General features: G+C 62.7%; 11 protein-coding genes. 1 reads left to right on the plus strand and 10 read right to left on the minus strand.

What is annotated here, in order from left to right; genetic code table 11:
• Nucleotides 1–13: 13 nt before the first annotated feature.
• The gene (locus PG892_RS05455; protein ID WP_010672612.1) at nt 14–1,111 is read left to right on the plus strand and encodes a calcium:proton antiporter; all 1,098 of its coding nucleotides are present in this window, start codon (nt 14–16) and stop codon (nt 1,109–1,111) included.
• A gap of 194 nt (nt 1,112–1,305) precedes the next feature.
• Here the strand turns inward: PG892_RS05455 and hutH are convergent, their stop codons facing one another.
• From hutH to ftsY, 10 genes are all read right to left on the minus strand, one after another.
• Nucleotides 1,306–2,838: a histidine ammonia-lyase gene (hutH, locus tag PG892_RS05460; protein ID WP_010672611.1), complete on the minus strand. Its 1,533-nt coding sequence runs from the start codon at nt 2,836–2,838 to the stop codon at nt 1,306–1,308.
• Between the two features lies 1 nt (nt 2,839).
• Entirely contained in the window at nt 2,840–4,543 is a 1,704-nt protein-coding gene (gene hutU, locus PG892_RS05465) for a urocanate hydratase (RefSeq protein ID WP_257712228.1), read from the minus strand.
• Nucleotides 4,544–4,588: 45 nt separating this feature from the next.
• Entirely contained in the window at nt 4,589–5,527 is a 939-nt protein-coding gene (hutG, locus tag PG892_RS05470) for a formimidoylglutamase (RefSeq protein ID WP_270825209.1), read from the minus strand.
• Nucleotides 5,520–6,755 carry an imidazolonepropionase gene (gene hutI / locus PG892_RS05475; RefSeq protein WP_010672608.1) on the minus strand — a complete coding sequence of 412 codons (1,236 nt, stop codon included), beginning with the start codon at nt 6,753–6,755 and terminating at the stop codon, nt 5,520–5,522. Before hutI ends, hutG begins: the two co-directional genes overlap by 8 nt.
• Before the next feature lie 156 nt (nt 6,756–6,911).
• Entirely contained in the window at nt 6,912–7,616 is a 705-nt protein-coding gene (hutC, locus tag PG892_RS05480; RefSeq protein ID WP_041212197.1) for a histidine utilization repressor, read from the minus strand.
• A gap of 10 nt (nt 7,617–7,626) precedes the next feature.
• Nucleotides 7,627–8,286 (minus strand): carbonate dehydratase, encoded by a 660-nt coding sequence (can, locus tag PG892_RS05485; protein WP_010672606.1) that lies wholly within the window; start codon nt 8,284–8,286, stop codon nt 7,627–7,629.
• A 127-nt stretch (nt 8,287–8,413) separates the two neighbouring features.
• Nucleotides 8,414–9,268, minus strand: a complete 855-nt coding sequence (gene rpoH / locus PG892_RS05490; protein WP_029313526.1) for an RNA polymerase sigma factor RpoH — start codon at nt 9,266–9,268, stop codon at nt 8,414–8,416.
• A 452-nt stretch (nt 9,269–9,720) separates the two neighbouring features.
• Nucleotides 9,721–10,674, minus strand: coding sequence for a permease-like cell division protein FtsX (gene ftsX / locus PG892_RS05495; RefSeq protein WP_029313524.1), 954 nt, complete (start codon nt 10,672–10,674; stop codon nt 9,721–9,723).
• Complete coding sequence (gene ftsE, locus PG892_RS05500) at nt 10,674–11,342, minus strand: cell division ATP-binding protein FtsE (RefSeq protein ID WP_010672603.1); 669 nt, start codon at nt 11,340–11,342, stop codon at nt 10,674–10,676. Before ftsE ends, ftsX begins: the two co-directional genes overlap by 1 nt.
• A 222-nt stretch (nt 11,343–11,564) precedes the next feature.
• Entirely contained in the window at nt 11,565–13,430 is a 1,866-nt protein-coding gene (gene ftsY / locus PG892_RS05505; protein WP_270825210.1) for a signal recognition particle-docking protein FtsY, read from the minus strand.
• Nucleotides 13,431–13,516 lie beyond the last annotated feature (86 nt).

Here is a 13,516-nt window from a genome sequence, read left to right on the forward strand (position 1 = left end):
AGAACCACTGCCTATGAAGTCTTTTATCCGACAAGAGATTGCTCTGCCTGCCGGTCTGCTGACCCTGCTCTTCTTCAAAACCCTGGGGAGCGACCTGCTGGCAGAGACAACCCCCCTTGCGGTCTACCTGCCGGTGTCGCTGGCCCTGCTTGCCATCGTGACCTGGGCCATCTTCTCCGTCGTGCGTCACTCTGACGCCCTCGCCATCAAGCTCGGGGAACCCTTCGGTACCCTGATCCTGACCCTCTCGGTCATCTCCCTGGAAGTGGTGATGATCTCCTCCGTCATGCTGACCGGCGATCCCAATCCCACCATGGCCCGTGACACCATGTTCGCGGTAGTGATGCTGGTCACCAACGGTCTGGTGGGCTTCACCCTGCTGTTTGGCGGCTGGCGCTATCACACCCAGAACTTCAATCTGGACGGGGTCAAATCCTATCTGGTAGCCATCATTCCCCTGGCACTGCTCTGTCTGGTCCTGCCGAACTTCACCCAGGGCGGCACCCTGGGCAGCCTCTCCAAGGCCATGTCATGGATGCTGATCATCATCTCCATCCTGCTCTATGGTGTCTTCCTGCTGATCCAGACCCGCAGCCACAGCCACTTCTTCGTCGACAGCGATCACGAGGATCTCGAGGATCACCACGGCCCGCTGCAGAGCAACGTCTATCATACCCTCTTGCTGCTCGCCTACCTGGTGGTGGTGATCCTCCTGGCCAAGACCCTGGCCATCCCCATCAACTACGGGGTGCACGTGATGGAAGCCCCGATGGCGCTGGGTGGCTTCATCGTCGCCTGTATCGTGCTCGCCCCCGAAGCGGTCGGCGCCATCAAGGCGGCCTTCAACAACCAGTTGCAGCGGGCCATGAATCTCTACTTCGGCTCTGTGCTGGCCACCATCGCCCTCACGGTACCCTCCGTGCTCTTCATCGGCTCCCTGATGGGGCAGGAAGTGCGCCTGGGCCTCTCCCCTGCCGACATGGTGCTGCTCATCACCACCCTCATGGTCTGTAAAGTGACCTTCAGCAGCGGCCGCACCCACGCCCTGCACGGCGCCACCCATCTTGTGCTGTTTGTCGTTTACCTGTTCCTGATGTTTGAACACGGATAAGGCTGCCAGCACTCACCCCGGTGCTGTTCGTGGTTTATCTGTTCCGGATGTTTGAACACGGATAAAGCCGCCGCCTCTGTCTGCTGCCACTCTGCGCTGCCCGCTTCCGATGGCCCCGACGCGGAGCGCAAGAGACGGAAATGAAAAGACCGCCCCATGGGCGGTCTTATTTATGGTTGCTCAGACTCTGGGTCTCAGAGGCTGGGCAGAGTCCCGGCCGGGATCAGGTCGTTGTAGCTGGCACGGCCCAGCAAGGCGGCGGCCGCCTCGATGTCCGGTGCAAAGTACCTGTCCTTGTCATAGAAGCTGACCTCTTCCCGCAGACGGCCCTTGGCCAGCTCGATGAGCTCGGTGGAGCGCAGGGGTGCGCGGAAGTCGAGCCCCTGGGCCGCTGCCAGCAGTTCCACCGCCAGGATGCCACGGGTGTTCTCGGCCATGTCCGCCAGCCGGCGACCGGCGAAGGTGGCCATGGAGACGTGGTCCTCCTGGTTGGCCGAGGTGGGCAGGCTGTCCACCGAGGCCGGGTGGGCCAGGGTCTTGTTCTCGGAGGCCAGGGCCGCCGAAGTAACCTGGGCGATCATGAAACCGGAGTTCACCCCGCCGTTGTTCACCAGGAAGGCCGGCAGGCCGGACATGCGCGAGTCGATGAGTAGCGCCATGCGCCGCTCGGACAGCGACCCGATCTCGGCGATGGCCAGGGCCAGGTTGTCGGCGGCAAAGGCCACGGGTTCTGCGTGGAAGTTGCCGCCGGAGATGATCTCCTCATCCTCGGCAAACACCAGGGGGTTGTCGGAGACCGCGTTGGCCTCGCACACCAGCACCTCGGCGGCCTGACGGATTTGGGTCAGGCAGGCGCCCATCACCTGGGGCTGACAGCGCAGGGAGTAAGGATCCTGCACCTTCTCGCAGTTGTGGTGGGACATGCCGATCTCGCTGCCGTCCACCAGCAGGTGGCGGTAGCAGGCGGCCGCATCGATCTGGCCGCGCTGACCGCGCACCTCGTGGATGCGGGCATCGAACGGCCGGCGACTGCCCAGCGCCGCCTCAACGCTCATGGCACCGATGGTGATGGCGCCGGCGTAGAGATCCTCGGCATGGAACAGCCCTTCCAGCGCGAAGGCGGTGCTCGCCTGGGTGCCGTTGAGCAGGGCCAGCCCCTCTTTCGGCGCCAGGGCGATGGGCTCCAATCCTGCAATCTTCAGGGCAGTGGCGGCGTCGATCAGCTCACCCTTGTGACGGGCCTTGCCTTCACCGATCAGCAGGCAGCTCATATGAGCCAGGGGCGCCAGATCGCCGGAAGCGCCGACGGAGCCTTTCTTCGGCACCACGGGGTAGACCTCGGCGTTGATAAGGGTCATCAGGGCCTCGAGCACCGTCAGCCGGATGCCGGAGAAGCCACGGGCGAGCGAGTTGACCTTGAGCACCATCATCAACCGCACGGTGGCGTCATCCATGTACTCGCCAATTCCTGCCGCATGAGAGAGCACGATGGAGCGTTGCAGCTCGTCCAGCTGCTCCACCGGGATCCGGGTATTGGCCAGCAGGCCAAAGCCGGTGTTGATGCCGTAGACCACCCGGTTTTGCTCGATCACCTTGGTGACCACGGCGGCGGAGGCGTGGATCCCCGCCAGGGCAGCCGGATCCAGGCTGACGTGTACCGGCTCGCGGCTGACACGGCGCAGGGTGGCGAGGCAGAGTTTGCCCGGTTGCAGATTGAGTTCGAACATCTTATTTCACCCCTTTGCCGGTGGCGTCGATCATCGGCAGATCCAGTTTCGCATCAACGGCACAGTTGATGGCAATCTCGTAGCCGGCGTCGGCGTGACGCATCACCCCGGTGGCCGGGTCGTTGCGCAGCACGCGGCCGACCCGCTTGGCGGCATCGTCGGTGCCGTCACAGACGATCACCACGCCGGAGTGCTGGGAGAAGCCCATGCCCACACCGCCACCGTGGTGCAGGGAAACCCAGGTCGCACCGCCGGCGGTGTTGAGCAGGGCGTTGAGCAGCGGCCAGTCGGAAACGGCGTCGGAACCATCCATCATGGATTCGGTCTCGCGGTTCGGGCTCGCCACCGAGCCGGAGTCAAGGTGGTCACGGCCGATGACGACCGGAGCCTTCAGCTCGCCATTCTTCACCATCTCATTGAAGGCCAGGCCCAGGCGCACCCGATCCTTGACGCCAACCCAGCAGATCCGCGCCGGCAGGCCCTGGAAGGCGATGCGCTCGCGGGCCATGTCGAGCCAGTTGTGCAGGTGGGGATCGTCCGGGATCAGCTCCTTCACCTTCTGGTCGGTCTTGTAGATGTCTTCCGGATCACCGGAGAGGGCCACCCAGCGGAACGGGCCAATGCCCTCGCAGAACAGCGGGCGGATATAGGCCGGCACGAAGCCCGGGAAGTCGAAGGCATTCTTGACCCCCTCTTCCAGCGCCATCTGGCGGATGTTGTTGCCGTAATCGAGCGTGGCGGCGCCGCGGGATTGCAGGGTCAGCATGGCTTCGACCTGACGGGCCATGGAGCGGCGAGCCGCCACGTTGACCTCGTCCGGTGCACTCTTTTGTAGATCGCGCCATTGGGCCACGCTCCAGCCCTGGGGCAGGTAGCCGTGTACCGGGTCATGGGCGGAGGTCTGGTCGGTCACCACGTCCGGCGTGATGCCGCGAGCCACCAGCTCGGCGAAGACGTCGGCGGCGTTGCCGAGCAGGCCGACGGAGACGGCGGTGCCGCTGCGTTTGGCCTCCTCGACCATGGCCAGCGCCTCATCCAGGCTGTGGGCCTTCTTGTCGACGTAGCGGGTCTTGAGACGGAAGTCGATGCGGGTCTCGTCGCACTCCACCGCGATCATGGAGAAGCCGGCCATGGTGGCGGCCAGCGGCTGGGCACCGCCCATGCCACCCAGGCCCCCGGTCAGGATCCAGCGCCCCTTGGGCTCGCCGTTGAAGTGCTGGTTGGCCACCGCGAAGAAGGTCTCGTAGGTGCCCTGCACGATGCCCTGGGTGCCGATGTAGATCCAGGAACCAGCGGTCATCTGGCCGTACATCATCAAACCCTTTTTATCGAGCTCGTTGAAGTGCTCCCAGTTGGCCCAGTGGGGCACCAGGTTGGAGTTGGCGATGAGCACCCGCGGCGCATCCTTGTGGGTCTGGAACACCCCGACCGGCTTGCCGGATTGCACCAGCAGGGTCTGATCGTCCTCGAGCCGGGTCAGCACCTCGACGATCTTGTCATAGCAGGCCCAGTTGCGGGCGGCGCGGCCGATGCCGCCGTACACCACCAGGGACTGGGGATGCTCGGCAACATCCGGATCCAGGTTGTTCATCAGCATCCGCAGTGGCGCTTCGGTGAGCCAGCTCTTGGCGGTCAGCTGGGTGCCGTGGGGAGCACGGATCACGCGGCTCGGATCGTGGCGGGGATCCTGGTGTTGTACAGACATAGACACTCCTTGTTTAGCGATGCAGTCAGGCGGCGCGGTGCGCCACTACTTGGTCAACTGGTGAACCAGGCGCGCAGCCACGCGGGCACTGCGGTTGTCCTGATCCAGGTTCGGGTTGTACTCGGCCAGATCGGCGAGCCTGAGCTTGCCGCTGGCCCGGATATGGGCGATGAGCGGTTCGATGACCGCCAGCTCCACGCCGCGAGCGGCGGGAGCGCTCACTCCCGGCATCACCGCCGCCGGCAGCACGTCGAGATCGATGGTGAGATAGAGGTGGTCGCAACGGGCGATGAAGGCATCCAGCCCGCCTAGCAAGGCTGGCAGCTCGGTCTGCGTCATCGCCTCGTCCAGCACGTGCCAGACTCCCAGCGCCTCGGCGCGGGCAAAGAGCGCCGCGGTATTGGCGGTTTCGGCCACCCCGAGACAGGCATAGTGAAAGGGGGTGCCCTGGGCGGCGCATTGCTGGGCAATCTGGAAGAAGGGGGTGCCCGAGCTCGCCTGCTCCTGTTTCATGCGCAGATCGAAGTGGGCGTCGAAATTGATGATCCCGACCCGCCCTTCGCCGCCAAGATGACGGTTCAGGCCGCTCCAGCTGCCAAACGCCACCTCGTGGCCGCCTCCCAGCACCAGGGGGAAGTGCCCCTGATCCAGCGCACTCGCGACCCGCTCGGCCAAGCGCCCGTGGGCGGCATCGAGATCGCCGTCCTCACAGGCCAGATCCCCGCCGTCATAGACGGGGGCGCCCAGATGCCAGGCCGTGTTGGTCAGCAGCTTGCGCACCGCCAGCGGTGCACCGGCCGCGCCTACTCGTCCCTTGTTGCGGCGGACCCCTTCGTCACAGGCAAAGCCGAGCAGCACCACGCCGGGTTCGCGATTCTCCTGCCAGGGTTGCACCCTATCGTGCCAGCGCAGGGCCAACTCACCGTCTTCGGGATCCTGACGCCCCTGCCAGACCGACATGTCGATCCCGTTGAACTTATCCATGAAGGGTCTCCTCCCCGTTGACCACACGGCTCACCAGCTGATCGACACCGATGAGGTAGCTGAGCTCGGCCGGATGGCCGCAGTTCCAGACAAGGAAATCCGCCAGCATGCCGACCTTGAGCTGCCCCAGCCGTTCCTGCTCGCCAAGCGCCCTGGCGGCGTGGCGGGTCACCCCGGCCATGGCCTCCACCGGGGTCAGGCCAAACAGGGTGCAGGCCATGTTCATGGCCATGCGCAGGGAAACGATGGGAGCCGTGCCCGGGTTGATGTCGGAGGAGACAGCCATGGGTACCCCCGCCTTGCGCAAGGCGGCGATCGGGGGCAGCTTGGTCTCCTTGAGGAAATAGAAAGCGGTGGGCAGCAGGGTGGCGACCACGCCACGGTGGGCCAGCGCCTGGATCCCGTCCTGATCCAGATATTCCAGATGATCCACCGAGAGGGCGCCGAAGTGGGCGGCGAGCGTGCTGCCCCCCAGGTTGGAGAGCTGATCCATGTGCCCTTTCACCGCGAGGTTGTACTGATCCGCCGCCAGATAGACTTGCTCGGTCTGGGCAAGGGAGAAGCCGATGTGTTCGCAGAAGACATCCACCGCATCCGCGAGACCTGCCTCGGCCGCCGCCGGGATGATCTCCTGGCAGATGGTCTCGACCCAGGAGTCTGGATCGTCGCGATACTCCGGCGGCACCGCATGGGCCGCCAGCAGCGTGGTCTTGACCCGGATGGGCTGCGTCTCTCCCAGACGACGGGCCACCCGCAACATCTTGAGCTCGTCTTCCAGGGTGAGGCCGTAGCCGGACTTGATTTCGACTGTGGTGACCCCTTCCCGGATCAGGGACTTGATCCGCGGCAACGCCAGCTCATAGAGCCGCTCCTCGCTGGCTGCCCGGGTGGCGCGCACCGTGCTGATGATACCGCCCCCCTTGCGGGCAATCTCCGCATAGGGGACCCCCTTCTGGCGCAGCTCGAACTCTTCGGCGCGGCTGCCGGCGAAGATGAGGTGGGTGTGACAATCGATAAGACCGGGGGTGACCAGCTTCCCCTTCATGTCCTGCCAGGAGGCGGCATAGGGGCCCTTGAGATCCTGCATGGGGACCAGAGCGTGGATCTTGCCATCCCGCACGCCAAGGGCATGGGGCTCCAGCAGGCCGTAGTCCGCCAGATCGGGGCGCAGGGTGGCGGGTGTCACGTTGAGCCAGACCCGCTCGCAGTTCAACAGTTCCTTGTTCATACCGACCTCTAAATGTATATACAATAATTTATAACCGATCTCTGAAAAGAAAGGAAGGATCAAATTCACATCTTGATAACAGCGGCTTTATTAGAGTGTAAGCACAAAAAAGCCCACCGAGAGGTGGGCTTTTAAATGCTTAATTTGTATATACAACTATGCGAGACGCGTCTTGGAGCTCAGCTTGTAGCGGGAACCCGGCGACAGCAATCTGGCATAGGAGACCAGACAGCCGTCTGACCAGGTGCGCCGGTGCAGCAGCAGGCAGGGGGTGTCGACCCTCACTTGCAGCAGTCCGGCTTCACCAGCACTCGGCAACACGGCTTCTACCACGTGCTCCATCTCGGAGAGGGGGCAGATCTCCATCAGATAGCTGTTTGGCGTCTGCTGGGTGAAATCCTGCTCGCCATAACCGGGCAGTCGCTCGGCATCGACGAAGCGCTCCTCCAGTTGCAGCGGCTCCCCATCGGCCTGATGGACGATGAGGCTGTGAAAGGTGGGCGCCCCGACCCGCAGGCCCAGACGTACCGCTACTTTCTCGTCGGCGGCCTGACGTTGCAGCCGGATCACCCGCGCGCTGTACTCGCTGCCCCGCTCGGCGATCTCGTCTGCAATATTGCGAATCGCCAGGAGCGGCGACTCGGTACGCCTGTCGGCCACGAAACTGCCGGATCCGGCGGTGCGCACCAGCCAGCCTTCGGCCACCAGCTCACGCAGCGCCTTGTTCACCGTCATGCGGCTCACGGCAAACTGCTCGCACAGGGCGGCCTCGGTCGGGATCCGGTCGCCCGCCTGATAGTGGCGTTCGCGGATCCCGTCCAGGATGTGCTGCTTTATCTGAAGGTAGAGCGCAGGAGCCACCGGATGGTCCTCAGCGGCGACGATGGGGCGGACGCATGTCCGGCCAGGCGCGATAGACGTCAGGGATCTGGTCAGGGCCGCTGATGCAGAGATCGAGATCGTGCAGCAGGCCATCCTTGATGCCGTAGATCCAGCCGTGCACCGCCAGCTCCTGCCCCTTGCGCCAGGCATTCTGGATGATGGTGGTGTGACAGACGTTGGCGACCTGCTCGGCCACGTTCAGCTCGCACAGGTAGTCGAAGCGCTCGTGCTCATCCTCGATGGCTTCGAGCTGTTCGCCGTATTTGAAGTAGACGTCCTTGATGTTGCGCAGCCAGTTGTCGATGAGACCCAGCTCCTGGTTCTGCATCGCAGCCTTGACGCCACCGCAGCCATAGTGGCCGCAGACGATGATGTGCTTCACCTTGAGCACCTCCACCGCGTATTGCAGCACCGAGAGGCAGTTGAAATCGGTGTGCACCACCAGGTTGGCGACGTTGCGGTGGACAAAGACGTCCCCCGGCAAGAGCCCCATCAGCTGGTTGGCGGGAACCCGGCTGTCGGAACAGCCGATCCAGAGGTACTCGGGTGCCTGCTGGGCGGACAGGGTAGCGAAGAAATTGGGATCCTCGGCCTTGATCCGTTCCGCCCACTCGCGGTTGTTGGTAAACAAGTCGTTCAACAGTTTCACTTCTGCTCTCCCTACTGTGGCAGTGGCGGCAACATACCATACACAAGGGTAACCAAGGCAAGGCCGACCAGATCCCCGCAAAACAAAAACAGGGCCATCAGGCCCTGCTTCTTACCGGAGGAGGCCGTCAGGCATCCATGGCATCTTTCAGCTTCTTGAGCGCGTTTTTCTCAAGCTGGCGCACCCGCTCGGCCGAGACGCCGTAAGTATCGGCCAGCTCCTGCAGGGTGGTCTTGCTCTCGTCATCGAGCCAGCGGGCACGGATGATGTGCTGGCTGCGCTCGTCCAGGGTCGCCATGGCCGCACTCAGACGACGGGTGGCATGGCTGTCCCAGTTGTCGTTCTCGATGTTCGCGGCGAGATCGGAAGATTTGTCTTCCAGATAGTGCACCGGCGCGAAACCACCCTCGTCTTCATCGTCACCGACCAGATCGAAAGCCTGATCGTAATTGCTCATGCGCGCTTCCATCTCGGTGACGTCGGCAGCGGATACCCCGAGGTCGGCAGCCACGGCCTGCACCTCTTCGTGGTTCAGCCAGCCCAGACGCTTCTTGGACTTGCGCAGGTTGAAGAACAGCTTGCGCTGGGCCTTGGTGGTCGCCACCTTGACCATGCGCCAGTTGCGCAACACATATTCGTGGATTTCGGCCTTGATCCAGTGTACGGCGAAGGAGACCAGACGCACGCCCACGCTCGGGTCGAAGCGTTTGACGGCTTTCATCAGGCCGATGTTGCCTTCCTGCACCAGATCGGCCTGAGGCAGGCCATAGCCAGAGTAGCTCTTGGCCACGTGAACGACAAAACGCAGGTGCGACATAACGAGCTGGCGTGCAGCTTCGAGATCGCCATCCTGCTGCAGACGCATCGCCAGTTCGCGCTCTTCCTCTGCGCTCAGCACAGGGATCGAGTTGACGGCCTGGATATAGCCTTCCAGACTACCTTGCGGAATCAGAGCCATAGTGCGTTGCAATGAAGTTCCCATGTTCTACCTCTTACTTTTCAATCGAATCAGTCTAACACCCTGAGAAGACGTGTCTACCGACCAGGTATCATTCTGCGTGCTGCATCATACATCACCCCAGCATGAACCCGGCCTATCTTAGGCTGACGGCATGAATCATAAATGAACAGTCAAAAAAAAGGGGTCACAGTAAAGGACCCCTGAAAAGTAGCATGCTAAGTCCATTGTTGCGGAGCTCGCAACCTTCACATGCTTGCCAAGTCAGACGAGCAAGGCATAGGGGCCATACCCGTATTCATTCTGCTGCAGTCAGTAGACCATTGATAAATCAAAAGGTTCAGAGGATCCACATATGATCCTCGACGCAGACACAATTCAGATTACTCTGAGAAAGTGGCCCGTGCCAGAAACGGGCCACTCTTTTACTTGATCCAGTTCGCAAAATCCAGCGCTTTAAAATGCTGACAAATTAATCAGGACGGTTCTATGTCGCGAATGTGCCTGTGCACCGAGAACCAGGAGGCGATCAACCCCAGCAGGGCGCCCAGCAGTATGAGATTGAAGCCGTCGAACGCCCCCATCCCCACCAGACGGAAGTTGCTGTTGTAGAGCCCCGCCAGCTCCTTCACCACCCCCTCGCTCCAGATCACCATTACCTCGGTCAGCCACCAGGCCAGCATGCCGCCGATGACCCCGAACCAGATGCCCGTATAGAGGAAGGGACGGTGGATGAAGGCATCGGTCGCGCCCACCAGCTTGAGCACTTCAATCTCGGAACGCTGGTTCAGAATGTTCAGGCGCAGGGTGTTGCCCACGATCAGCAACACAGCGGAAAGCAGCAACACCGCGATACCTGTAATGGTGTGGCGCAGCAGGTTCATGATCCCCTGCAACCGGGTCAACCACTGCAGATCCAGCTTGCCCTGCTCGATACCGGGCTCGTTCTCCAGCTTGGCAAGCAGCTCGGCGGCCCCTTCCGGATTCTGCCAGCGCGGATCCGGGATCACGCTCAGCACCGGCGGCAGCGGGTTGCTGTCCAGATAATCCAGGGCATCACCGAAACCGGAGATCTCCCGAAATTCCCTGAGCGCCTCGTCACGGTTCATATAAGTGACGGACTCCACTTCCGGATAGAGCAGGATCCGCTGCTTCATGTCGAGGATGCTCTGCTCCGGCAGGTCCTTGCGCAGATAGAGAGAGATCTGGGAGCTGGTCTGCCAGCTCCCCTCCACCACTTCGGCATTCTTCAGCAATACGTGGAAACAGGAAGGCAGCGCCAGACTCACGCCAAGCACCGCCAGGGTCATCAGGGAGGCGAGCGGGTTGCGCCACAGCTCACCCAGGCTGGCAAAGGCCTGGCGCACGTGATCCACGCCATACATCATCAAGCGACGCAACGGCGGCTGTTTATGACGAACAATAGCCATCAGCGATCCTCCCCGGACGAATACATGCGACCCGCCTTGAGGGTCAGGGTGCGGTAGCGCATCCGGGCGATCAGCCCCAGATCGTGAGTGGCAATCAGCACGGAGACGCCGAAGCGGTTGAACTCCTCGAACAGGCGCATGATGTCCATGGAAAGCTGGGGATCCAGATTGCCGGTCGGCTCGTCCGCCAGCAGCAGGGGGGGCTTGTTGACGATGGCGCGGGCGATGCCGACCCGTTGCTGCTCACCACCGGAGAGCATGCGCGGCTGGTAGCGCTCCTTGCCGAGCAGCCCGACCTTGTCCAGCGCCGCCGCCACCCGCTTGTTGATGTCCCCATGGCTGTAGCCATCGATCACCAGGGGTAGGGCGACGTTGTCGAACACGGTACGATCCATCAGCAGGCGGTGATCCTGGAAGATCATGCCGATCTGGCGGCGCACGTAGGGGATCTGACTGCGCTGGATGTGGCTGACGTCATCGCCGTGGAAGAAGACGCGGCCGTCGGTCGGCCGTTCCATCACGCTGATGAGCTTGAGGAGGGTACTCTTGCCCGCCCCCGAATGGCCGGTCAGGAAGGCCATCTCCCCCTTGCGCAGGTGAAAACTGACCTTTTGCAGCGCTTGATGACCGCCACTGTAGACCTTGCTGACCTTGTCAAAACGAATCATAACGGTTCCCTGAGATTGACAAACCCCGACCGGGATAAAGCATGGGGCGCTCACTCCCCCGTACCGGCACAACACCTGGATGACAACACCGGTCACAACCATGCCACATGTCATCCTTGCCCGGATGAGCCATGCCTACGCCCTCATAGTGACATACCCCGACCGGAGTCGGGGTATGGAACACATGCTTGTCACGGCCGGGCCGACTCATGTCAGCCGGATTTATTCTTCGCGGCTGAAGAGCGCCTCGATAAAATCGTTGGCGACGAACGGGCGCAGATCGTCGATCCCCTCGCCCACCCCGATGTAGCGGATCGGGATCTGGAACTTGTCGGCCACCGCGAAGATGACCCCCCCCTTGGCAGTGCCGTCCAGCTTGGTGAGGGTAATGCCGGTCAGGCCCACCGCCTCGCTGAACAGCTTGGCCTGGCTCAATGCGTTCTGGCCGGTGCCTGCGTCCAGAGTCAGCATGATCTCGTGGGGTGCCGCATCGTCCAGCTTCTTCATCACCCGCACCACCTTCTTGAGCTCCTCCATCAGGTTGCTCTTGTTCTGCAGGCGGCCGGCGGTATCGGCGATCAGCACATCAGCCCCGCGGGAGCGGGCAGCCTCAATGGCGTCATAGATGACGGAGGCGGAGTCTGCACCGGTGTGTTGGGCAATCACCGGAATGTTGTTGCGCTGACCCCACACCTGCAGCTGCTCGACCGCAGCGGCACGGAAGGTATCGCCAGCGGCCAGCATCACGCTCTTGCCCTCGGCCTGGAACTGCTTGGCCAGTTTGCCGATGGTGGTGGTCTTGCCGACGCCGTTCACACCGACCATCAGGATGACGTAAGGCTTCTTGCTGGTGTCGATCACCAGGGGCTGCTCGACCTTGGCCAGCATCTCGCCCATGTCCTGTTTGAGCAGACCGTAGAGCGCCTCGGCATCCTTGAGCTGCTTGCGGTCCGCGTGCTGTACCAGCCCCTCGATGATGCGGGTGGTGGTGTCGACGCCAAGATCGGCGGTCAGCAGCTGAGTCTCCAGCTCTTCGAACAGATCGTCATCGATCTTCTTGCCGCTGAACAGGCCGAAGAAACCGGAACCGATATTCTCCCTGGTACGCACCAGGCTGCGCTTGAGGCGGGCAAAGAAGCCCTCCCGCTGCGGCTTCTCCTGAGTGTCGTCGTCCACCTTGGCGGCCAGTGGCAGAGCGGCCAGAGCGGCGGCCTCAGCCTCCATCGCGGCGACCAGACGCAAATCTTCCGCTCGCTGGGCCTCTTTGGCGACACGAGCTTCCTCGGCAGCCTGAGCTTCGGCGGCAATACGAGCCTCTTCCGCAGCGCGAGCTTCGGCGGCAATACGAGCTTCTTCTGCTGCACGGGCTTCGGCAGCGATGCGAGCCTCTTCTGCGGCGCGTGCCTCGGCAGCAATACGAGCTTCTTCCGCAGCGCGGGCTTCGGCGGCCACACGGGCTTCTTCTGCGGCGCGGGCTTCGGCGGCAAGACGAGCTTCTTCCGCAGCGCGGGCTTCGGCAGCAATACGAGCTTCTTCCGCGGCACGGGCTTCGGCGGCAACACGGGCTTCTTCTGCGGCGCGGGCTTCGGCGGCAATACGGGCTTCTTCCGCGGCGCGGGCTTCGGCGGCAATACGGGCTTCTTCCGCGGCGCGAGCTTCGGCGGCAATACGGGCCTCTTCCGCAGCGCGGGCTTCGGCGGCAACACGAGCTTCTTCTGCTGCACGAGCCTCGGCGGCAATACGGGCTTCTTCTGCGGCACGGGCTTCCGCAGCGCGAGCCTCGGCGGCAACAATGGCTTCGTCTGCGACCTGAGCTTCGGTGGCGATCAAGGCCTCATTGACGATGACGGGCTCAAGCTCGCCCTCCGGCTCTTCCACAACCAGGGGGCCTTCGTCAGGGCCGCTCAGCGTCGCTTCGGGCTTGGCGGCGGGGGCATCAGCCGGGGCAACATCGGCGACAGGCGCGGGAACAGCAGCTGCCTCCGACTCGACTACCGCCGGGGTAGCGTCGGGCGCCTGCGATAGAACGACCTCAGCCTCTTCTTTCTTGCGGCCGAAACCCAACCAGGAAAACAAACCTTTTGCCATCTAAAAATACTCACATCAAAGGCTGACTGCTAAGATAGCCGTCCCTCGGCGGGTCGGCATAAAAATGAACCGCCTTATACTATCAC

Source organism: Aeromonas sp. QDB68 (assembly GCF_027707405.1).
Classification (GTDB): Bacteria; Pseudomonadota; Gammaproteobacteria; order Enterobacterales; family Aeromonadaceae; genus Aeromonas; species Aeromonas caviae.